This window comes from Streptomyces panaciradicis (assembly GCF_023516615.1).
GTDB classification, from domain to species: domain Bacteria; phylum Actinomycetota; class Actinomycetes; order Streptomycetales; family Streptomycetaceae; genus Streptomyces; species Streptomyces panaciradicis.
Genome location: NZ_JAMGBF010000092.1, coordinates 1 through 21,740, shown reverse-complemented (window position 1 = coordinate 21,740; position 21,740 = coordinate 1). Strand labels below are relative to the sequence as shown.

Annotated in this window: 11 protein-coding genes; 4 read left to right on the top strand and 7 right to left on the bottom strand. The window is 71.3% G+C overall.

Annotation, left to right across the window (positions count from 1 at the left end; all coding sequences use genetic code 11):
- Nucleotide 1: 1 nt before the first annotated feature.
- Genes M8J74_RS27695 through M8J74_RS27670 form a run of 6 tightly spaced genes read right to left on the bottom strand, consistent with a single transcriptional unit; the run spans nucleotide 2 to nucleotide 17,164 of the window.
- A complete protein-coding gene (locus M8J74_RS27695; RefSeq protein WP_249839048.1) occupies nucleotides 2-6,403 on the bottom strand; it encodes a type I polyketide synthase in 6,402 nt (2,133 codons plus the stop codon).
- On the bottom strand, nucleotides 6,400-11,826 hold the full coding sequence (locus M8J74_RS27690; protein WP_308406111.1) for a type I polyketide synthase: 5,427 nt from the start codon (nucleotides 11,824-11,826) through the stop codon (nucleotides 6,400-6,402). The genes M8J74_RS27695 and M8J74_RS27690 overlap by 4 nt, the downstream gene beginning before the upstream one ends.
- A gap of 22 nt (nucleotides 11,827-11,848) precedes the next feature.
- Nucleotides 11,849-14,875 carry a type I polyketide synthase gene (locus tag M8J74_RS27685; protein ID WP_249839046.1) on the bottom strand — a complete coding sequence of 1,009 codons (3,027 nt, stop codon included), beginning with the start codon at nucleotides 14,873-14,875 and terminating at the stop codon, nucleotides 11,849-11,851.
- A complete protein-coding gene (locus M8J74_RS27680) occupies nucleotides 14,875-15,609 on the bottom strand; it encodes a thioesterase II family protein (RefSeq protein WP_249839045.1) in 735 nt (244 codons plus the stop codon). The genes M8J74_RS27685 and M8J74_RS27680 overlap by 1 nt, the downstream gene beginning before the upstream one ends.
- Nucleotides 15,606-16,856, bottom strand: coding sequence for a cytochrome P450 (locus M8J74_RS27675; RefSeq protein ID WP_249839044.1), 1,251 nt, complete (start codon nucleotides 16,854-16,856; stop codon nucleotides 15,606-15,608). The genes M8J74_RS27680 and M8J74_RS27675 overlap by 4 nt, the downstream gene beginning before the upstream one ends.
- Nucleotides 16,853-17,164 (bottom strand): phosphopantetheine-binding protein, encoded by a 312-nt coding sequence (locus M8J74_RS27670; RefSeq protein WP_249839043.1) that lies wholly within the window; start codon nucleotides 17,162-17,164, stop codon nucleotides 16,853-16,855. The genes M8J74_RS27675 and M8J74_RS27670 overlap by 4 nt, the downstream gene beginning before the upstream one ends.
- Nucleotides 17,165-17,402: 238 nt before the next feature.
- Here M8J74_RS27670 and M8J74_RS27665 point away from each other — a divergent pair, with 238 nt between their 5' ends.
- The 3 genes from M8J74_RS27665 to M8J74_RS27655 all read left to right on the top strand — a co-directional run bounded on the left by M8J74_RS27665 (nucleotide 17,403) and on the right by M8J74_RS27655 (nucleotide 19,980).
- A complete protein-coding gene (locus M8J74_RS27665) occupies nucleotides 17,403-18,254 on the top strand; it encodes a putative nonproteinogenic amino acid hydroxylase (RefSeq protein ID WP_249839042.1) in 852 nt (283 codons plus the stop codon).
- 270 nt (nucleotides 18,255-18,524) lie between these two features.
- On the top strand, nucleotides 18,525-19,043 hold the full coding sequence (locus M8J74_RS27660) for a toxin-antitoxin system HicB family antitoxin (RefSeq protein ID WP_249839041.1): 519 nt from the start codon (nucleotides 18,525-18,527) through the stop codon (nucleotides 19,041-19,043).
- A gap of 94 nt (nucleotides 19,044-19,137) precedes the next feature.
- Nucleotides 19,138-19,980, top strand: coding sequence for a DUF4097 family beta strand repeat-containing protein (locus M8J74_RS27655; RefSeq protein WP_249839040.1), 843 nt, complete (start codon nucleotides 19,138-19,140; stop codon nucleotides 19,978-19,980).
- Nucleotides 19,981-20,027: 47 nt separating this feature from the next.
- On the opposite strand, the gene M8J74_RS27650 is transcribed toward M8J74_RS27655, so the two are convergent.
- Complete coding sequence (locus M8J74_RS27650) at nucleotides 20,028-20,771, bottom strand: GbsR/MarR family transcriptional regulator (protein WP_249839039.1); 744 nt, start codon at nucleotides 20,769-20,771, stop codon at nucleotides 20,028-20,030.
- A gap of 223 nt (nucleotides 20,772-20,994) precedes the next feature.
- Between M8J74_RS27650 and M8J74_RS27645 the strand changes: the two genes are divergently transcribed.
- Entirely contained in the window at nucleotides 20,995-21,666 is a 672-nt protein-coding gene (locus M8J74_RS27645) for a DUF4097 family beta strand repeat-containing protein (RefSeq protein ID WP_249839038.1), read from the top strand.
- Nucleotides 21,667-21,740 lie beyond the last annotated feature (74 nt).

Sequence of the window (21,740 nt, the reverse complement as noted above, 5' to 3'; positions counted from 1 at the left end):
GTCAGTTGCCCCTCTCGTCCAGAGCCAGGTCGACGAGTGCTTCCAGGTCCATGGCGGCCAGTTCCTCCGGGGCGGTGTCAGCGTCCGGGCTCGTGCTCGGTGCCGGGCGCAGCAGGCCGGCGATGTGCCCGCCGAGTTCGCGCGGTGTGGGGTAGCTGAAGACGAGGGTGGTCGGCAGGCGTAGTCCGGTGGCGGAGGCCAGGCGGTTGCACAGTTCGACGGAGGTCAGCGAGTCGAAGCCGAGCTGGGTGAACGCCTGATCGGTGTCGAGAGACGTGCCGGTCGGGTGCCCGAGCACGACGGCGACCTGTTCGCGGACCCAGTCCAGTACGGCCGCCTCCGCCTCGCCCGCCGGAAGGGCGGCGAGCCGTGCGGGCAGGCTGCCGTCCCCGGCCCTGCTCGCCCTGTTGCGCGCCGGGCGACGGGTGGCGACGAGCTCGCCCAGGAGGGGCGGCGGTTCCTCGCCGTTCCTGTCGCGCAGGGCGGCGATGTCCAACCGGGCCGGGATCACGACCGGGTGGTCGACGGCGCGCGCCGCATCGAACAGGGCCAGTGCCTCGGCGGTCGGCATCTCGGCGACGCCGAGTCTGCGGACCCGCGCGAGATCGGACCCGGACAGGTTTCCGGTCATGCCGCTGGGCTGCTCCCACCAGCCCCAGCACAGTGAGGTGCCGACCAGCCCGGAGGCCCTGCGTCGCGCTGCCAGACCGTCCAGGAACCCGTTGGCGGCCGCGTAGCCCGCCTGCCCGGCGGTGCCCAGTGTGCCGGCGAGGGCGGAGAACAGGATGAACGCAGAGAGGTGGTGATCCCGGGTCAGCTCGTGCAGATGGTGCGCGCCGAGGACTTTGGCGCGCAGCGCGCGCTCGATGCTGCTCGGGGTCAGCGACTCGACGGTGCCGTCCGCCAGTTCACCCGCGGTGTGCACGACTGCCGTCAGGGGATACCCGGGAGGCATGGTCGCGAGCAGTCCGGCCACCGCGTCCCGGTCCGCGACGTCGCAGGCCACGACGTCGACCGCCGCGCCCGCCCGCGCCAGCTCGGCGACCAGTTCGGTCGCCCCGTCGGCCGCCATGCCCCGACGGCTCGCCAGCACCAGGCTGCGCACTCCGTGTTCGGTGACGAGATGCCGGGCGACCAGCGAGCCCACTCCCCCGGTCCCACCGGTGACCAGCACGGTCCCGCCGCCGAAGCCGCTCGCCAGATCGAAGATGATCTTCCCGGTGTGGCGGCCCTGGCTCATCTCGCGGAAGGCCCTGCGCGCGTCGCGGATGTCGTGGACGGCGATCGGGTTCAGGTGCAACTGCCTGTCGGCGAACAGGTCCATGACGGCACGGAACATCTCGTGGATGACGTCCGGGCCGGCCTCGTAGAGGTCGAAGGCACGGTAGTCGACGCCCGGATGAGCGGCCGCCACCTGCTCGGGATCGCGGACGTCCGTCTTTCCCATCTCCACGAAGCTCCCGCCTCCGGGCAGCAGCTTCAGCGAGGCGTCGACGAATTGGTGCGCGAGGGAGTTCAGTACGACGTCCATCCCGCGGCCGCCGGAGGAGTCCAGGAAGGCGTCCGCGAACTCCACGTCCCGCGACGAGGCCAGGTGCGCGTCGTCCAGGCCCAGGGCGCGCAGGGCGGGCCACTTGGCCGGGCTCGCGGTCCCGTAGACCTCGGCACCGACGTGCTTGGCCAGTTGCACGGCGGCCATGCCGACGCCTCCAGCCGCCGCGTGGACGAGGATGCGCCGGCCCTTCTCCAGACGGGCCACGTGGAAAAGGGCGTAGTAGGCGGTGAGGAAGGCGCCGGGCACGGACGCGGCCTCCACGTAGCTCCAGTGGTCGGGCACGGGCATGAGCAGGCGGTGGTCGGCCACGGCCACTCGGCCGAAGGCTCCGGAGAAGATGCCCGTCACCCGGTCGCCCGGTGCGAGAGCGGTGACGTCGTCCGCGACCTCCAGCACGATCCCGGCGCCCTCGCTGCCGATCCCGGCGTCGATGGCCGTCCGCTCCACCAGTCCCAGGGCGATCGTGACGTCCCGGAAGTTGAGCCCGGCGGCGTGCACGGCGACGCGCACCTGCCCGCTCGACAGGGGCGCCTCCACCTCGGGGCACGGCACCCAGGTCAGGTTCTCCAGCGTCCCCTTGCGGGGAATGCCCAACCGGTGCGCGCCCGAGGCCGGCGACTCGATCCGGTTGCCCGGCGGTGAGGTCTCCGCCAGCCGAGGGACCAGCAATTCGTCACCGCGCACGGCCAGTTGCGTCTCGGCGAGGGCGAGCGCAGCCGGCAGGAGCGCCCAGGAGGCTTCCTCGTCGTCGACGTCCAGCAGCCGGAATCTGCCGGGGTGTTCGGTCATCGCGGACCGGATCAGGCCCCAGACGGACGCGCCGGGGAGGCTTTCGACGCCCTCCCGGACACCGGTGGCGAGGCGGGTGAGGACCACCAGCGTGCATCCGGCGAGCACGTCCTCGGCGAGGAACCGCTGGACTCGTTCCAGCACAAGCGTGTTCACGGCGGTCACGTCGGCCTCGGTGTCGACGAGATCGTCCACACGGAGCACGAGGTACCGGGGTGCCTCGCCCGCGAGCACGTCGTCGAAGGACGCGTAGAACTCGGGCGCGCCGGCGAGACGGGACGCCGGACCGTCCTTCGCGCCGAGAACGCCCCACCGCCCCGAATCGGTCTCCCGCCCGGTCGGGCGGACCGGTCGCCATGCCACCTGGTACAGGGATTGTCCGGATCCGCCACCCACCGTGCGCAGTTGCCCGGGGCTCACCTGCCGGAACGTCAACGCCCCGATGTGCGCGATCCCGTGGCCGTGCTCGTCCGCGACCGTCACCGACACGGCGGCCGCACCGGCCGGGGAGATCCGGATCCGCACGGTCGGACCGCACTGCTCGTACAACTCCGCCCCGGCCCACGAGAACGGCATCCAGCCCTGATCGGGCCCGATCTCGACGACCCCGCCGGCCACGACCGCGTGCAGCGCCGAGTCCAGCAGCGCCGGGTGCAGGACGAATCCGGCATCGGCCGAACCGCCGGAGGTCCTGGGCAAGGTGGCCGTGGCGAAGAGGTCGTCGCCGCGCCGCCACACCTCGCGCAGCCCGCGGAAGGCCGGGCCGTATGCGAAGCCCGCGTCCGCAAAGGAGTCGTAGAGACTGTCCAGGGGCAGCTGCCGCGCCTCAGGCGGCGGCCATACGGCGAGGGATGCCGCTTCATCGGTGCGTGTGGCCGACGGCGCCGCGCCCGTTGCGAGCCTTCCAGCGGCGTGCCGGGTCCAGTCGCCGGCCGTTCGCCGGTCGTCGGCGGGCCGCGCGTACACGTCCAGGGAGCGGTGTCCCTTCTCGTCCGGCGCGCCGACGACGATCCGCACCCGTACCTCGCCCGGGTCGGGAAGGATCAGGGGCACTTCCAGGGAGAGTTCGTCGACCGCGGTGCAGCCGACGGTGTCGCCGGCCCACAGCGCCAGGTCCAGGTAGGCCGTCGCCGGTACGACGACCGAGCCGAACACGGCGTGATCGGCGAGCCAGTCGTGGGTGCGCGGGGACCACCGGCCGGTGAACACCACCTCGCCGGTGCCGGGGTGATCGACCACCGCTCCCAGCAGAGGGTGTTCCGGCGCCGAGAGGCCGGCGGAAGAGACGTCCGCCATGCCCGTCCCGGCCTGGAAGTCCAGCCAGTACCGCCTCCGTTGGAACGCGTACGTCGGAAGGTCCACCCGGCGGCGCGGACCGAACAGGGCGTCCCAGTCCACGTCCCCGCCCCGGACGTACAGCTGGGCGAGCGAGCCGACGAGCGTCTCCACCGCGTCCCGGCCCCGCCGGGCTGCCGACAGGACCACCGCGTCGTCCACGCCCTCGGCGGCGAACGCCTCCTTGGTGATGCTCGTGAGGGTCGCTCCCGGGCCCAGTTCGAGGAAGGTGTCGGCACCCGCCGTACGGGCGTGCTCTACGGCGTCGTGGAAGCGCACGGGTTCACGGATGTGCCGTACCCAGTGGGCGATGGAGGTCAGCTCCTCGATCGTGGCCTCGCGGCCCAGTCTCGTCGAGACGACCGGGACGGTCATAGGGCCCGGGCCCGCCGGGAGTGCGCCGACGGAGTTCGCGAACTCCTCCAGGACCGGGTCCATCAGCGGGGAGTGGAAGGCGTGGTCGACGTCGAGGAGTTTCGCCGGCGTACCGTCGGCGGCGAGGCGGTCCCGGAGGTCGAGGACCTCGTCGCGGACACCTGAGACCACGACCGACTCCGGGCCGTTGACAGCGGCGACACCGGTTCGGTCGTAGGGGCCGAGGAGGGCGCCGACCCGCTCCTCCGACGCGCGTACCGCGAGCATCGCACCCCGCTCGGCCTCGTGCATGGCCCGACCGCGCGCGGCCACCAGCCGTGTCGCGGTGTCGAGGTCCAGGGCGCCGGACACATGGGCGGCGGCGACCTCGCCGATGGAGTGACCGATGAGGTGGCTCGGCTGCCCGCAGAGCGTCATCAGGAGCCGGTATCGGCTGACCTCCAGCGCGAACAGCGCCGGCTGCGCGATGTCCGTGCGGGTCGCACCGTCCTGTTCGGGCGCTTCAGCGAGAAGCAACGTCCGCAGAGCGTACGGGAGATGGGCGTCGAAGTGCGTGCAGATCTCGTCGATACTGCGAGCGAAGACAGGGAAGGTGTCGTACAACTTGGGCGCTGTGCACTGCCATTGGGTGCCCTGCCCCGGGAACAGGAACGCGGTGCCGCCCAAGTCACCGGCGACGCCCCGTGCGACCCCCGCGGAGTCGGTGCCGTCGCGCAGCGCGGCGAGACCGAGCAGCAGTTCGTCCCGGTCGCGTCCCAGCACCACCGCGCGATGCTCGAACCGCGACCGGCTCGACGTCAACGACCGCCCGATGTCGGCGATTTCGGCGTTGGGGTCGGCGACGGCGAAAGCGTGCAGCCGCTCGGCCTGCGCCCGCAGTGCGCTCTCCGAGCGTGCCGACACGACCCACGGAACCACGCCGGTCAGCGGGTCGGAGACATCAGGCACCCCTTCTTCCTCGGGTGCCTCCTCCAGGATCAGATGCGCGTTGGTGCCACTGGCCCCGAAAGCAGACACACCGGCGCGCCGCGGCCGTCCCGGGGCGCTCGGCCACTTCATGGTCCCGGTCAGCAGTTCCACCGCCCCGGCCGACCAGTCCACCCGGGTCGTCGGGCGGTCCACGTGCAGGGTCTTGGGCATGGTCCGGTGGCGCATCGCCATGACCATCTTGATGATGCCGCCGACGCCCGCCGCCGCCTGCGTGTGCCCGATGTTCGACTTCAACGCCCCGAGCCACAGCGGCCGGTCGGGGTCGCGGTCCTGTCCGTAGGTGGCCAGGACCGCCTGCGCCTCGATCGGGTCGCCCAGTGTCGTGCCGGTGCCGTGGGCCTCGACCACGTCCACCTCGTTCGCCCGGATGCGGGCGTTCGCCAGTGCCGCGCGGATCACCCGCTGCTGGGACGGGCCGTTCGGTGCGGTCAGCCCGTTGGACGCGCCGTCCTGGTTGACCGCCGAGCCCCGGATCACCGCCCAGATCCGGCGTCCGGCCCGCCGAGCGTCCGACAGCCGCTCCAGGACCAGCACGCCCGCGCCCTCGGAGAAGCCGGTGCCGTCGGCCGCGTCGGCGAAGGCCTTGCACCGGCCGTCCACCGCCAGGCCCCGCTGCCGCGACATCTCCCGGAAGACCTGTGTCGTCGCCATGACGGTGACGCCCCCGGCCAGCGCCAGCGTGCACTCGCCCTGGCGCAGCGACTGCACGGCCTGGTGCACCGCCACCAGCGACGAGGAGCAGGCGGTGTCGATCGACAGCGCCGGGCCCTCCAGACCCAGCGCGTACGCCACCCGCCCGGACGCCACGCTGAGCAGCGAACCGGTCTGCGCGTAGCCCGCGATGGCCTCGGGGGTGTGGACGTGGTTGCCGTATCCGAAGTAGGCGATGCCGGCGAACACGCCGGTGCTGCTGCCGTGCAGGGTCCGCGGGTCGATGCCTGCCCGCTCCAGGGACTCCCAGGAGGTCTCCAGGAGCAGCCGGTGCTGAGGGTCGGCGGCCAGCGCCTCACGTGGGCTGATCTCGAAGAAGTCGGCGTCGAAGTCACCAGCGTCGTAAAGGAATCCGCCGGAGCGGGTGCAGCAGGTGCCCGGCCGGTCCGGATCCGCGTCGTACAGGGCGTCCAGGTCCCAGCCTCGGTCCTCGGGGAAACCCGACACCGCGTCCCGGCCCGCCGCCACCAGCTCCCACAGCGCCTCCGGCGACGCCACGCCGCCCGGAAAACGGCAGCCGACGCCCACGATCGCGATGGGCTCCGCGGCGGCCTCGGTCAGCTCGTTCAGGCGCCGACGGGTCTCGAACAGCTCGATCGAGGTGCGCTTGAGGTAGTCGAGAACATCGGCGTCGTTGTCGTGTGTCATCGCTCTCCCTGGCCGAGCTCTTTGTCCAGCAGCGAGAGAAGCTCGCCGGCTGATGCCGAACTGATCCGGTCGACGATGCCCACCGGAGATGCGCCGCCCGCCGCCGTGCGGACCCGGTTGTGCAGCTCGCCGACAAGGGCGGCGATCGTGCTCCTGTCCTCCTCGGCGAGTTCGAGCACAGCGTCCGTCAGCCGGTCGCCCAGTCCTTCGATCTCCTTGGCGAGGCGTCCGGCCGGGGATTCCCGGTCGGCGCCGGGCTGGAGGCCCTCGGTCAAAAACCGTGCGAGGGCGCTCGGGTTCGGGTGGTCGAACGCGAGCGTGGCGGGCAGCTTCAGGCCGGTGACCTCGGTCAGCCTGTTGCGCAGCTCCAGCGCCATGAGCGAGTCGATCCCGAGATCCCTGAACGCCACGGTGGGACGCACTTGTTCGGTGTCCGGGTGGCCGAGCACGACCGCCGTCTGCACCCTTACGGCATCGAGGAGCACTCCTTCCGCATCGGGCCGGGACAGCGCCCTCACCCGCTGCGCGAGCCCGGCGTCCACGGCCTCCCGGCTCTTCCGGCTGGAGGGCGGCACCGCGAGACCGCGCAGCAGCGGTCCCGGGGCGGACGGGTCGAGCCGCGCGGGCACCAGCACCGGCTCGTCCCGCGACAGCGCCGCGTCGAAGAGGGCGAGCCCCTCGTGCGACGTCATCGGCCGCACGCCCTGCCGCTGCAGTCGCTCGACGTCCCCCGTGCCCAGGCCGGCGCCCGCCTCGGTGCGTTCGGCCCAGTAGCCCCAGCACAACGAGCCGGCGGCCAGGCCCTCGGCGCGTCGAGCCTGAGCCAGCCCGTCGAGGAAGGCGTTGGCCGCCGCGTAGCCGGCCTGTCCCGCCGTTCCCAGGACGCCCGCGACCGAGGAGAACAGCACGAACGCGGACAGGTCCAGGTGCCGGGTCAGTTCGTGCAGGTGCCAGGCGCCGCGCACCTTCGGCGCCAGTACCTCGTCGACCCGGTCCTCGGTGAGGGCCTCGACGACCCCGTCGCGCAGCACGGCCGCGCAGTGGACCACGGCCGTCAGCGGGTGCTCGTCGGTCACCGTGGCGATCAGCCGGGCGACCGAGTCGCCGCTGGTGACATCGCAGGCGGCGATCTCGACGTGCGCCCCCGCCGCCGTCAATTCATCCTTCAACCCGGTCGCATCCGGTGCCGCCGGCCCTCGCCGGCCGGCGAGCACCAGCCGGCGTACGCCGTGTCGCTCCACGAGGTGCCGGGCGAGCACGGCCCCCAGACCGGTGGTACCGCCTGTGATCAGGACGGTGCCGTCGAGGGGCCGCCGGCGGCCGGCCGTGCCCTGGACCGGCGCCAGTCGAGGCGTGGTCACCACGCCGGCCCGGATCTTGAGCTGGGGTTCGCCGCTCGCGGCGGCGGCCGGAACACAGGCCTGTGAAGCGGCCTCGTCGTCGGTGTCCACGAGCACGAACCGGCCCGGGTTCTCGGTCTGCGCACTGCGCACGAATCCCCAGACAGCGGCCGCCGCGGGGTCGGGGTGGGGTACGTGGTCGTCGTGGAACGCATTGCGTGTCACGACGACCAGGCGGGAGTCGACGAACCGGTCGTCGGCGAGCCAGTCCCGCGTCCAGCGCAGCACTTGGTGGATGTTCCGCTCGGCGGTGCCGGGAGTGCCGCCGTCGGCCGCTCCTTCCACCCGGGCGATGACGACAGGAGGGATCGTCGGGCAGGAGGCGGCGATGTCATCGAGGGAGGCATGAGCCGCTGCAGCCCGGCCCGAGGCGGAGGCGCCCACCACGGCGTACTGGCCGGCGGCCGTGCCGGACGGCACCGGAAACGGTGTCCAGTCCATCCGGAACAGCGCGCCCCGGTGGTCCGGATCCAGCTCGGTCAGCCGGTCTGCGTCAACGGGCCGCAGGAGCAGCGAATCGATGCCGCCGAGCGGTGTTCCGTCCCGATCCGACACGGCCACGGACACTGCGTTGTCACCCGCGGGCGCCAGCCGGACCCGCAGCGCGGTCGCCGCTCTCGCGGCGTTCAGGTGGACCCCCGCGCAGCGGTACGGCAGCCAGTCCTCGCTCCGGGTGTCGTCGACGAACCGCCCGAGGCCGATCGCGCGCAACGCGGCGTGGAGCAGCGCCGGGTGAATCCGGAAGCCGCGCGAGTCCGCGCCCTCCTGGGCGGGCAGTTCCACATCGGCGTACACGACGTCGTCGCGGCGCCAGACATGCTTCAGCGCGCTGTCCTTGTCGAACGGCACCTCGACCGCGCCCTTCGGAGGCCACGGAACGAAATCTTCCTCCGCGCGGGTTCCTCCGGTGACGGAGCCGACGGCGTTCCGGATCCACGCGGATTCGCCCTCGCCCCGCGAGTGCACGCCGAGGACCCCCTTGCCGTCGACGACGATCCGGATCTCGCGGTCGGCCGTCCGGGACAGCACCAGCGGGGTCTCCAGCGTGAGTTCGTCCACGACCTCACAGCCCACCCGCCGGGCCGCCCACGCCGCCAGCTCCACCAGCACCGCTGCCGGCGCCACCACGACGCCATGGACCATCTGGTCGTAGAGCCACGGGTGTTGCCGCGGTGACAGGCGCCCGCTGCCCACCACTCCCCCCTGCTCCGCGTCGTCGGGCAGCTCGATCACGGCATCGAGGAGCGGGTGGTCCGAGATGGTGGGGGTGGTCGTCTCCGCGGGTGTGTTCAGCCAGTGGCGCTGCCGCTGGAAGGGATACGTGGGCAGCTCGGCCCAACGGCCGTCCCGGCCCGGGAACACCGCCTCCCAGGACACCGCGACGCCCGCCACGAAGGCCTCGGCCGCCGACCTGTACAACCGCTTGAGCCCGCCGTCGCCGCGGCGCAGCGAGCCGACCACCACGCCTTGTGCACCGGGGGTGTGGTCGAGCATGTCCTGGATGTTGATCGTGAGCAGCGGGTGCGGGCTGGCCTCGACGAAGGCGCCGTAGCCCGCGCCGAGGAGACATCTCACGGCCGCCTCGAACCGGACCGGTTCGCGTATGTTGCGGAACCAGTAGGCGGGGTCCAGCTCCGCGGTGTCGATCGGTCCGCCGGTCACCGTGGAGCAGAACTCCACCGGTGAGGACGTGGGGGTGATTCCCTCCAGCTCGTCGATGAGCCGGCCCTCGAACTGGTCCATGAGCGGTGAGTGGCCGGGCACGCCGCCCGGGATCCAGCGCACGCGGGCGCCCTCGGACTCGCAGATCGCGACGAATTCCCGGACCTCTGATGCCTCCCCCGCGACCGTCGTCGAGTACGGCCCGTTGACCGCGGCGATCGCGGCCCGTGACCCCGTCCGCTCCAGCACCTCCCGCACTCGGTGTTCGGGCAGCACGATCCCGGCCATACCGCCGTCCTGGGCGGTGGTGGCCAGCATCCGGGACCGTATGGCCACGATCCTGGCCGCGTCCGGCAGGGTCAGCGCACCGGCGACGCAGGCGGCGGCGATCTCGCCCTGGGAGTGGCCGATCACCGCGTCCGGTGTCACGCCCAGCGACCGCCACACCTGCGCCAGCGACACCATCACCGCGAACAGCACCGGCTGGACGACCTCGATCCGGTCCAGGTCTCCCGCCTTCGGGCCGCCGCGCACGGTATCGGTCAACGACCAGTCCACCCACGGTGCCAGGGCGTCCTCGCACGCCCGCATCTGCTCCGCGAACACCGAGGAGTAATCCCACAGTTCACGCCCCATCCCGGCCCACTGCGAGCCCTGGCCGGGGAAGACGAACACCGTCCTGCCGACCGGTCCGGCGACGCCGGACACCACACCGGCCGGATTCCGGCTGCCCTCGGCGACGGCGGCCAGGCCGGCGAGGAGTTCCTCCCGGTCCGCTCCGATGACGACCTGGCGGTGTTCGAACAGGGAGCGCGTCGCGACGAGGGAGTGCCCCACGTCGGCCGCCGGCAGAGCCGTGGCCGGGCTGTCCCGCAGCCGCTGTGCCTGTTCCCGCAGCGCCTCGGCGGACCGGGCCGACAGCACCCACGGCACCGCACCGGGGACGTCGGTGTGGGTCGCCTCGACGGTCTCGGGAGGCTCCTCGATGATCACGTGCGCGTTCGTCCCGCTGACCCCGAAGGACGACACTCCGGCGCGCCGAAGCCGCCCCGGTGCGCCCGGCCACTTCCTCGCCTCGGTCAGCAGCCGTACCGTTCCCACCGACCAGTCGACATGCGGGGTCGGCCGGTCCACGTGCAGCGTCCTGGGCAGCACCCCGTGGCGCATCGCCATGATCATCTTGATGATCCCGCCGACGCCCGCAGCGGCCTGGGTGTGCCCGATGTTCGACTTCAGCGAGCCCAGCCACAGTGGGCTGCCGGGGTCCCGGTCCTGTCCGTAGGTGGCCAGCAGTGCCTCCGCCTCGATGGGGTCACCCAGCTTCGTGCCGGTCCCGTGGGCCTCCACCGCGTCCACGTCGCCCGGTGCGAGACCGGCATCGCCCAGGGCCGCCCGGATGACCCGGCGCTGCGCCAGTTCGTTCGGCGCCGTCAGTCCGTTGGAGGCACCGTCCTGGTTGATCGCCGAGCCCCGGATCACCGCTCGGATCCGGCGTCCGTTGCGCAGCGCGTCCGACAGCCGCTCCAGCACCAGTACGCCCGCGCCCTCGCCCCAGCCGGTGCCGTCGGCCGCCTCCGCGAACGACTTGCACCGCCCGTCGGCCGACAGACCGCGCTGCCGGGCGGCCTCCACGAACAGCCCGGGAGTCGGCAGCGCCGACACCCCGCCGGCCAGCGCCAACGTGCACTCCCCGGACCGCAGGGACCGTACGGCCTGGTGCACCGCCACCAGCGACGACGAGCAGGCGGTGTCCACCGACACCGCGGGACCTTCCAGCCCCAGCACATACGCCACCCGGCCCGAGGCCACGCTGGTGTACGTCCCCGCGATCGCGAAACCCTCCGTCTCTCCGGCGGCCCCACCACCCAGCCGCGGTCCGTAGTCGACCCCGTAGATCCCGGTGAACACCCCGGTCGCCGAGCCCCGCAGCCCGGCCGGATCGATCCCGGCCCGCTCCAGTGCCTCCCACGACGTCTCCAGCATCAGCCGCTGCTGCGGATCCATGGCGAGCGCCTCGCGCGGGCTGATCCCGAAGAACGGCGCGTCGAAGTCCGCGAGGCCGGACAGGAATCCGCCCGAGCGGGTGTACGTCTTCCCGCGCGCCTCGGGGTCCGGGTCGTACAGCGCCTCCACGTCCCAGCCACGGTCCCGCGGGAAGCCGCCTGTCGCGTCCACGCCGTCGGACACCAGCCGCCACAGCTCCTCGGGGGACGTGACCCCGCCAGGGAAGCGGCACCCCGCGCCCAGGACCGCGATGGGCTCGCGAGCGGACTCCTCCAGCCGGCGCACCCGCTCACGCAGCCTCTGCGCGTCGCCGACGGCGCGTCGCAGGTAGGACCGGAGCTTGTCGACGTCTTCCACCTGGGCCTCCCCCATGAGTTGCTCAGACGTATCCGCGGTCGATGAGTTCGAACAGTTCGTCGTCACCGCGGCTTTCGGGGCTCTCGGTGTCCGGGGCTGCGGGCACCTCTGGCGCGAGGAGGGAGAAGAGGTGACGCCCGAGCGCCTGCGGGGTGGGATAGGTGAACGCGACAGTGGCCGGCAGCCGGACTCCGGCCGCGTTGGTGAGCCGGTTGCGGAGCCGCACGGCCATCGAGGAGTCGAACCCGAGGTCCTTGAAGGTTTCGGTCGACCTCGCCGCGAGATCGACGTACGCCGGGCCGGCGCCCTTCGCGCCCAGCACCGCCGCCGTCTCCGCGCACACCAGCCTCAGGGCCGACGCCTCCGATCCGATCGGCTGCGGTGCGGGACCCGGGTCCGTGGAGCCGGCGTCCTCGGGCGCCGTCAGCCAGTACCGCCGCCGTTGGAAGGGGTAGGTCGGCAGGTCGATCCGGCGGGGCCGGTGGGCGGCGAAGACCTCCGTCCAGTCCACCGGCACCCCGCGCACGTGCAGTTCGGCCAGCGACGCCAGGACCCTGCCCGCACTTCCGTCGTCCTTGTCGAGGGTGCCCACCACGGGTGGTGCGGCGCTCAGCGCGTCGGCGGTCTCCTCCATCGCCACCGTCAGCACCGGATGCGGACTCACCTCCACGAAGGCCCCGCCGCCCTCGCGCATCAGGTGCTCGACGACCGCGCCGAACCGCACCATCGAGCGCAGGTTGTCGTACCAGTACGACCCCCGAAGCGCGAGTGGGTCGAGCACCTGTCCGGTGACCGTGGAGTGGAACTCCACCGCGGTCGCCCTCGGCGAGATGTCCGCGAGGTCCACCAGCAGGCGTTCACGAATGCGTTCGACGTGATGGGAATGGGACGCGTAGTCCACCTTGACCCGCCGCACCCGGACCCCGTCGCCGTCGGCCGCCGCGGCGAACCCGTCCAACGCCTCGTCGTCCCCGGATATCACCACCGACGCCGGTCCGTTGACGGCGGCCATGGCGAGCCGCCCGGACCAGCGTCCCAACCGCTCCTCGACCCACGAGGGCGACGCGGACACCGCGCTCATCCCGCCGCCCGATCCAGCCAGTCGGGTCAGGGCCCGGCTGCGGACGGCCACGACCTTGGCCGCGTCCGCCAGCGACAGCGCACCCGACACACAGGCCGCGGCGATCTCGCCCTGCGAGTGCCCGACCACCGCCTCGGGAACGACGCCCAGGGACCGCCACACCCGCGCGAGCGACACCATCACCGCGAACAGCGCCGGCTGGACCACATCCACCCGGTCGAACGACGCGGTCGGCTCCGCACCGGTCAACACCTTCACCAGCGACCAGTCCACCCACGGTGACAGGGCATCCGCGCAGTCGTCGATGCCGCGCGCGAAGACCTCCGACTCGGCGTACAAATGCCGCCCCATGCCCACCCACTGCGAGCCCTGGCCGGGGAAGACGAAGACCACCGGCGCGACCGGTCCCGCGGCCTCTCCGCGAATCACGCCTGCCGTGTCGTGGCCTGCGGCCAGTCCGTCCAGCGCTTGCGCACGGTCACCTCCCAGCAGCACGGCCCGGTGTTCGAAGGAGACTCGCGTCGACACCAGGGAGTACCCGACGTCGGCCGCCGACAGCGACGCGTCCGCGTGCACGCGGTCCCGTAGCCGTGCCGCCCGCTCACGCAGGGCCGGCTGCGACCGGGCCGACAGCACCCACGGCAGTGTTCCGTCGCCGGCGAGCCGGGCCTCCGTCCGGGTCGGGGGCGCCTCTTCGAGGATCACGTGCGCGTTCGTGCCGCCCATCCCGAACGCCGAGACACCTGCCCGGCGTGGTCGGCTCGGCCCACCCGGCCAGGGGCGCGCGGCCGTGAGGACTTCGAAGTGGTCGTGGAAGTCCGGTACGGCGGGGTTCGGGGACCGGAAGTTCAGGCTGGGAACCAGACGGGCGTGGTGCAGGCAGAGCACCGTCTTCACGAAGCCGACGATGCCGGCGGCCGGTTCCAGGTGTCCGACGTTCGTCTTCACCGAGCCGATCGCCAGGGGGCGGTCGCGGCCGGTCGCGCGGAACACCTCGCGCAGGCCCGACAGTTCGGCCGGATCGCCGAGCCGGGTGCCGGTGCCGTGAGCCTCGACGTAGTCGACACTCTCGCAGGCAACACCGGCGTCCCCAAGAGCCGATCGCACGGTCGCCGCCTGCGCCTCGGGGCTGGGGTCCGGCATGTGCGAGGACGCACCGCCGTTGCCGACGCTCCAGCCGCGCACCACCGCGTAGACGCGGTCACCGTCGGCGACGGCCAGGTCGAGCCGCTTCAGCAGGACGAATCCGCCGCCCTCTCCCCGTACGAAACCGCTCGCCCGCTCGTCGAAGGTGAAGCAGCGGGCGTCCGGTGAGAGGGCTCCCAGATTCGCCAGGCCCAGTCCCGACTCCGGATCGACGATCAGGTTCACGCCGCCCACGAGCGCCATGTCGACCGCGCCCCCGCGGATCCGGTCGCAGGCCAGCGCCAGCGACACGAGGGAGGACGACTGGCCCGAGTCCGCGCACAGGCTCATGCCGCGGACGTCGAACAGGCCGGAGATCCGGTTCGCGATCAACGCGCCGCTGGATCCGAGTGCGCTGTAGTGGTCGTCCCGGTCGCTGCCCGACTGGCGGCGCAGGACGTCGTAGCCGGAAGACGCGGCGCCCGCCAGGACGTCGATCTCGCGTCCGGCGAGCGCGGTCGCGGGCAGCCGGGCGTCCTCCACAGCCTCCCAGGCGAGTTCCAGGCCGAGCCGTTGCACGGGGTCCATGGCGGCCGCTTCCGCGGGGCCGATACCGAAGAACGGCGCGTCGAATCCGTCGATCGACTCGAAGAACGAACCGGCGGTCAGGGTGGCCGTGTCGGGGTGGGAAGTGAGGTTCGAGGGGGCTGTCCGGTGCTCGGGAAACCTTCCGACGGTCGACTTCCCGCCGAGCAGCAGGTGCCAGAACTCCCCCGGGTCGTGCACTCCGGGGAAGCGGCACGCCATGCCGATGACGGCTATGTCGGGCCGCGCCGCGTTCATCACCAACGGGTCAACAACCTTCGCAGTTCGTCGGGCGCCTTCGCGAACTCGTGGTGCCCGCCGTCGAGGACCCGGATGTCCACCGAGTCCGCGTACCGATGCCATCCCCGGAGCTGGTCGAGACGTACGTCCGGGTCGTCACGCCAGTGCAGTACGACCACGGGGCAGCCCACCGCGACCGGCTCGGCCCGGTGGTACCGACGTGCGGCGGCGTGATCGCGGAGCAGCACGGCCATGCCCATGTCGATCATGTCCGGCCGCGGCTCGATGCCCCGGCCTCGGACGAACTCCTCGACCGCGGCGCGCAGTTCGGGCTCGGTCATGGTGAGCATCCGGTCCGCACCGGCGTCGTGCGGCGCCGGCTGGCCCGACACGAAGAGGCGGTCCGGACCGGGCAGACCCAGTTCGGCGAGCCGGAGGACGGTCTCGTAGGCGGGCAGGGCGCCCGCGCAGTGTCCGAAGAAGGCGAACGGCCGGTCGAGCAGCGGGGCCAGCGGTCCGATCAGGTCGGCGGCGAGGTTCTCGTAGGTGCCGTAGTGCGGTTCGCCCAGCCGGTTCTCGCGGCCGGGGAACTGCAGAGGGCAGATCTCGATGTCGTCCAGGGCGGCCGGCCAGGCGCTGAAGGCCGATGCTCCGGTACCGGAGTAGGGGAAGCAGAAGACGCGAGCGGCGGGGTCGGTGGACTGCGTCCGGACGAACCATGGGGACGTGGCGGCGGCATGGCCGGATGTCATGGTGTCTGTCGTTTCTGGGCGACGATGGGGAGGTGGGTCATTCCGGCGATGAAGAACGACCGCAAGTGCTGTGGCTCGCCGTCGAGTTCGATCGACGCGAAGCGCTGGAGCAGCTCCTCGAAGAAGACGCGCAGGGTCAGTCGGGCCAGCGGTCCGCCGATGCAGAAGTGCGGTCCGAACCCGAACGCGACATGGCGCTTGGCGGCTCTCCGCGTGATGTCGAAGGTGTGCGGATCGGCGAACTGGGAGTCGTCCCGGTTGGCGGATCCGATCCATGCGACGACCGCGCCTCGGGCCGGGACGGTGCCTCCGGCGATCTCGGTGTCGTGCACCGCGTACCGCATGAAGTTGCATGCCGCCGAGGTCCAGCGCAGTCCTTCCTCGACGAGGTTCGGGACCAGTGAAGGGTCGGCCTGCGCCTTCTGGAACTGCTCCGGCCGCTCGACGAGGGCGTGCACCGTGCCCGAAACGGTGTGCGGGGTCGTCACGTTGGCGCCCAGGAGGATGCTGTATCCGTCGAGGGCGATCTCCTCGTCCGTGAGCGGTGCGTCCCCCGCGCGGACGTTCATGAGGTGGTCGAGCAGGCTGCCGTCCTCGCCGCCGGCCGCCCGCCGCCGGCTGACCCACTCGGTGACGTAGGTGACGAGCTCGTGGTGGGAGATGGCCAGTGTCGCGGCCTCGCTGCCGTGCCGGAAGTGCGGGTCGGAGGGCGCGGTCACCATCGCGGTCAGCTGCACGAGCTCTTCCCAGTCCCGCTCCGGAATGCCCAGGATCGGGCCCGTGACGAGCGCCGGGAGCAGCAGTGCCCGCTCGGCCAGGTCGAACGGGCCGCCGTCCAGGGCGGGTTCGAGGAAGCGTGCGACCGCCTGCCGGATCCGGTCCTCCCAGGGGGCTACCGCGCGTGCGGTGAGCCTGGCGCCGATGGCTCGGCGGACCTGGGTGTGCCGCGGCGGATCGGTGGACGTCATCAGCCTGCCCGCCGCGACGTCGTCGACGCCGAGGTGGGTGACCACCGTGCCACGCTCCGAGGTGAAGTCGCGATGGTCGCCGAGCACGCGGCAGACGTCGTCGTAGCGCGTCACCGACCAGAACTCCCTGCCGTCGGGCAGGACTTGGTGGTGCAGGGGTGCCGATTCCCGCATGAGGTCCCAGACGGCGTGCGGATCGCCCGAGGTGTAGAGATCGAGGTCGAACAGGTCGACAAGTCCGAGATCGATGCCCTTCCCGGTCCCCGGCGTCAGCCTCACGTCCGTGGCCTCCCCTGCGCGATCAACTCGGCGACCCGGGCCGGCGTCTGCGCGACATAGAAGTCACGCACGGACAATTCGACACCGTAGTCCCGGAGCATCCGATCGATGATCTTGATTCCGATCAGGGAGTTGCCGCCCAGCGCGAAGAAGTCGTCATCCGCGCCGACCTCGCGGCCGTCGAGGTATTCCCCCCACAGCACCGAGATCTCGTGCGCGAGTGACACCGATGCGTCCGAAGGCGCGGCTTGCGGTTCTGGCGCCTTCCCCTGTCCGTCCTGCTGGTGGACCCGCGGCCCCAATTCCATTGGCAGCCTTTCCTTCTCCGCCGGGCGAGTGGCTCGTGCCGCCAAGGTAAATAGCCGAGGAAACTCCGCGCAAGAGATGGCAGTGCCGTGCGCTCGGGCATCCGTCTGTCCCGCCGACGGGACAGACGGCGACAGCCCTTGTTCTCTGGCTATAAACCGTACCGCGCGGATAGCCTGCGAATTCTGGTGACGGTCGGCGCGTCTTGTGGTGACGGCCGGCGCGTCAAAAAATCATGCAGTGAAGGGGATTTCGTTGCTTAAGTCGCAACGGCTTGCGGTGCTGCCCATCGACTCCTACGATCTGGATTCCGAGCTGTCCGTCGTGGACCGCCACGAGTACAGCGGAGAGTACGACGCTCTCACCTTCGGGGCGTGGTCGTGCCATGTGCTGGCCAACGGCAGCGGCGCCGAGTCCGACATCGCCTTCCGCCCCCACAGTGACGGCCTGGCTCTCACCGAACTGGGTAAGCAGTTGCCCGGCATCATGTCCCTGGTGACCGGGCATTTCTCCTTGGACCGTTTGCAATGGGTGCGCATCTTCAGCCTCCGCGACGGGATCATGGCGCCTCATGTGGATTTCCTCGAATTCGCCGAACCCGGCACCAGGGTGCAGGTTCCGCTGCGCACCAGCGAGGAATCCCTCCATTCCGAGAATGACATCGTGTACCACCTCCGCCGCGGCGAAGTGTGGAAGATACACACGACCGTGCCGCATTCGGCGCGCAGTACCGCGAGTACTGCCCGGCTCTCCCTCTGCCTCGACTTCTCGGACGCCGAGGAGCCTGTGCCGATCCGCAACGAAGTGCCGGCGACCGACCCGATCCGCGTCATCGAGCGTCCCGAGGCGACGGAGGCGGAGATCGAGCATCTCGTGGACTCCGGCCGGACGATGACCCGGGAGTCCATGCGCTCGGACTTCCCTCGGTTCGCCGCGCTCCACTACGAGCGGCACGCGCCCGCCTCCACCGTGTTCGACTGGTATGAAGAGGCCGCGAGGCGTTCCGGGGACGCGGCCGTTGTCGCGAAGGCCCAGGCATTCCGCAGGTACTGCATCGAGCAGCGGGCCGATGGGGAGGCGTTCGACTGGTGAGGCAGGGCCGGACGGGCCGGGACGCGACCACGCGTCCCGGCCCGTCCGGCATGTGGATGGCGTCGGATGGCACCACTTGGCATCATCCGAGCGCCACAGTGCACCGCCCATCACGACGGGTACGCGCCGAGCGCGGCACCACGGTGACACCGCTTCTTTTCCTACATTTTCGCAGTTCAGCGCGGCACATCACACGGATCTCGCACTCCTTGCCCACGCGAGACGCCTACCGGACTTGCCGTGGCGCCATCATGGTGCCATCATGGCGTCATGGACCTCACTCCCTACGTCGACTCCCTTCGCCGCGAACTGGCGGTGGCCGCAGAAGCGGGCGGTGACGATGCCCGCGAACTGGCCAACCGACTCACCGCTCCCCTGGAGTCGGCGACCAGGCTGGCGATGCTCAATGTGCTCTCCGACGCGATGGACGAGATCACCCGCGAGCTCGCCCCGGGGGCGGTCGACGTGCGGCTGCGTGGGGTCGACCCCGACTTCGTGGTGACGCCACCCCCCACGTACCACGGCCCGGCGGAACCCGCCGAGCCGCTCGGACCGTCGAGAGCCCCGGCCCCGGCGGACGGCGACGAAGGGGGCACCGCCCGCGTCAACCTGCGCCTGCCGGCTCACCTCAAGGCACGTGCCGAGGAGGCCGCGAGCCGCGAGGGCCTGTCCGTCAACGCATGGCTGGTGCGAGCCGTGTCGGCTGCGGTCGACGGCAGCGGCGCGCGGCAACGGCCGACGGAGCGGACCCGCAATCTCGGACAGAGCTTCAAGGGCTGGGTGCGTTAGCCGCGCCCACGCCCCCCGGAACAGACACAGCAGAGCACCCACATCACGTCCCACCAGCGGGGACGATCCAAGGATTCATGAGGACGGGACAGCCATGCCTTCTTTCGACACTCTCGAACCCATCTCGGTCACCGCCTACGTGTACGCCGGCTCCATCCGGTTCAGCGCGAGCGACCGCCTCGACACCGTGGTCGAAGTGCGGCCCCGGGACCCGAAGAAGGACCTCGACGTCCGGACGGCCGAGCAGACCGAGATCGCCTGCACCAGCGGCACTCTCACCCTCCGGACGCCCAAGGCCAACATGCTCGGGCGCGGCGGCACGGTCGACGTGACGGTCGAACTCCCCACGGGCTCGGACCTCGAGCTCGACGGCGAGGGGGCCCACGTGATCGGCGAGGGCCGACTCGGCGCCGTCCGCCTGAAGACCTCGGCCGGCGACGTCCGCCTGGACACCACCGGCCCGCTGCAGCTCAAGGCACAGCACGGGTCGAGCACCGTCGACCGGGTCGAAGGAACGGCCGAGATCACCAGCAGCACCGGCAATGTGCGCATCGGCCTCATCGACGGCCCCGCCGTGCTCAAGAGCTCGCACGGCACCACGACCGTCGGCGCCGTCACCGGCGAACTCCAGCTGAACGGCGCCAATGGCGCCATCGACATCACGCGCGCCGAGGCGTCGGTCACCGGCACCACCACCAACGGAGTCGTCCGCCTCGCCGAAGTCGCCCGCGGCAACATCCAGTTGGAAACCTCCAACGGGAACGTCGAGATCGGCGTCCGCGAGGGTACCGCCGCCTGGCTCGACCTCAACACCAAGCACGGGCAGGTGCGCAACACGCTCGACTCGTCCGAGGCCCCGGAGCCGAGCGAGGACACCGTCGAGGTCCGTGTGCGGACCAACTGGGGGAACATCGACATCTTCCGCGCGAAGGCCTGAGAACCCCGCCTGTCATGCCCACATCCAAGCAGGGTGACGGCGACCGGTCACCGGCCACCTTCGGCGTCCCTGCCGGAGGCAACCGGCTTGGTATGGAGGATGTCGCGGGCCTGGTCCGCCGCACGGGCGATGCTCTCGGAGACGAAGTCCAGAAAGCGGCCGATGTTCTCGAGGCGGACGCCGGGTTCCGTGTCGGCACCGAGGACCGCGACGCCCTGCCGTGCGGTCTCTGCGACCTGGGCCGTGGAGCGGGCACTGGCCATCATCGAGTCGTACATGATGTCGTCGTCGACGAAGTACCGCTCCCGACGACCCTCGTCGCGCGCCCGCCCCACGAGGTCCTGGCTCTCCAGGAAGGCGATCGCCTTGGAGACGGACGCCGGACTGACCTCGAGACGCTGGACGAGTTCGGCCGCGGTGAGGCCGCGCGTGTCGGAGATGAGCAGGCAGGCCATCACCCGGGCCATCATCGCGGGCATGCCCGACTGCATGAAGACGGTCGTCAGGGTCTCCCCGTACTCCCGCACGGCCTCGGCGTCTCCCTCATAGGCCCACGGGGACGCTCCCGAATCCCGGGGTGCCGCCCGCTTGCGGCGCTGCGCCCGCCGCTCTGTCGCGCGGTGGGCGAGGTCCGAGCGGTAGGCCGTGGGCCCGCCGTTGCGCATCACCTCTCGCGTGATCGTCGAGGTCGGACGGTCCAGACGCCTGGCGATCTCCGCGTAGGCGAGGCCGTCGGCCAGTCCCAGCGCGATCTGCTGACGTTCCTGCTGGGTGAGCCTGCCTCCCGGCATCACGGCCTCCTCCATGTCGCGTACTGCCGCCCACCATAGCGTTAACCTCCAGCTCATTGCAAAAAGGTAGGCCCGCTTCGTTGCCTTACCATCGAGCCAGTTGCAACGATTTCGGATCCCTGAACTGCAGAAACATGATTAATAGGCAACGACGTTGTTGCTCGTTTCATGAACGCAACGTAGCGTTTCCTGCGTCGGAAACAACGGATCCAAGGAGCGCACGATGCAGAAGTTCCAGACCCCCGCCCCGGTCTCCGCCCTGCTCGACATCCCGGCCGGACGTATCCAGCTGATCGCCGCGGACCGCGCCGACACCGTCGTCGAGGTCCGGCCCGCGGACGCCTCCAAAAGCCGCGACAAGAAGGCGGTCGAGGAGATCGAGGTCGCCTACGCCGGCGGCGTGCTGCGCATCGAGGCCGCGCCGGTGAAGAACCGCCTCCTTGGCCACTCCGGTTCCGTGGAGGTGACCGTGCGGCTGCCGGCCGGATCCCGCGTCGAGGGCAAGGCGGGCGCCGCCGAGCTGCGGGGCGTGGGAAGGCTCGGCGAAGTCGTCTTCGAAGGCGGCCACCGCCAGGTCAGGCTCGACGAAGCCGCCGGCGTCCGGCTGAGCGTGCACGACGCGGACGTCGCGGTCGGGCGGCTGACCGGCCCCGCGGCGATCAGCACTCAGTGCGGCGACATACGCATCGCCGAGGCAGCAGGCGGCCCGGTCGGCCTCACCACGCACAAGGGCGACATCGAGGTCACCGCAGCGGCCGGCGTCTCGGCCGTCCTCGACGCCGGGACCGGCCACGGCCGGATCAGCAACTCCCTCACCAACGGCGCCGGCACCGACGTCGGAATCAGCATCCACGCGACCACCAGCCACGGCGACATCACCGCCCGCAGCCTTTAACCCACCGCCATCCACAGAGGGGCACCAGTCATGACCGACCTGGCCATCGCGGCGAACGGACTGCGCAAGTCCTT

What these genes read in the sequence shown, in the direction of transcription:
- M8J74_RS27680 (WP_249839045.1), bottom strand. Translation starts at nt 15,609, where the DNA reads ATGACATCCGGCCATGCCGCCGCCACGTCCCCATGGTTCGTCCGGACG.
- M8J74_RS27645 (WP_249839038.1), top strand. Translation starts at nt 20,995, where the DNA reads ATGCAGAAGTTCCAGACCCCCGCCCCGGTCTCCGCCCTGCTCGACATC.
- M8J74_RS27655 (WP_249839040.1), top strand. Translation starts at nt 19,138, where the DNA reads ATGCCTTCTTTCGACACTCTCGAACCCATCTCGGTCACCGCCTACGTG.
- M8J74_RS27660 (WP_249839041.1), top strand. Translation starts at nt 18,525, where the DNA reads ATGGACCTCACTCCCTACGTCGACTCCCTTCGCCGCGAACTGGCGGTG.
- M8J74_RS27695 (WP_249839048.1), bottom strand. Translation starts at nt 6,403, where the DNA reads ATGACACACGACAACGACGCCGATGTTCTCGACTACCTCAAGCGCACC.
- M8J74_RS27670 (WP_249839043.1), bottom strand. Translation starts at nt 17,164, where the DNA reads ATGGAATTGGGGCCGCGGGTCCACCAGCAGGACGGACAGGGGAAGGCG.
- M8J74_RS27685 (WP_249839046.1), bottom strand. Translation starts at nt 14,875, where the DNA reads ATGAACGCGGCGCGGCCCGACATAGCCGTCATCGGCATGGCGTGCCGC.
- M8J74_RS27650 (WP_249839039.1), bottom strand. Translation starts at nt 20,771, where the DNA reads ATGCCGGGAGGCAGGCTCACCCAGCAGGAACGTCAGCAGATCGCGCTG.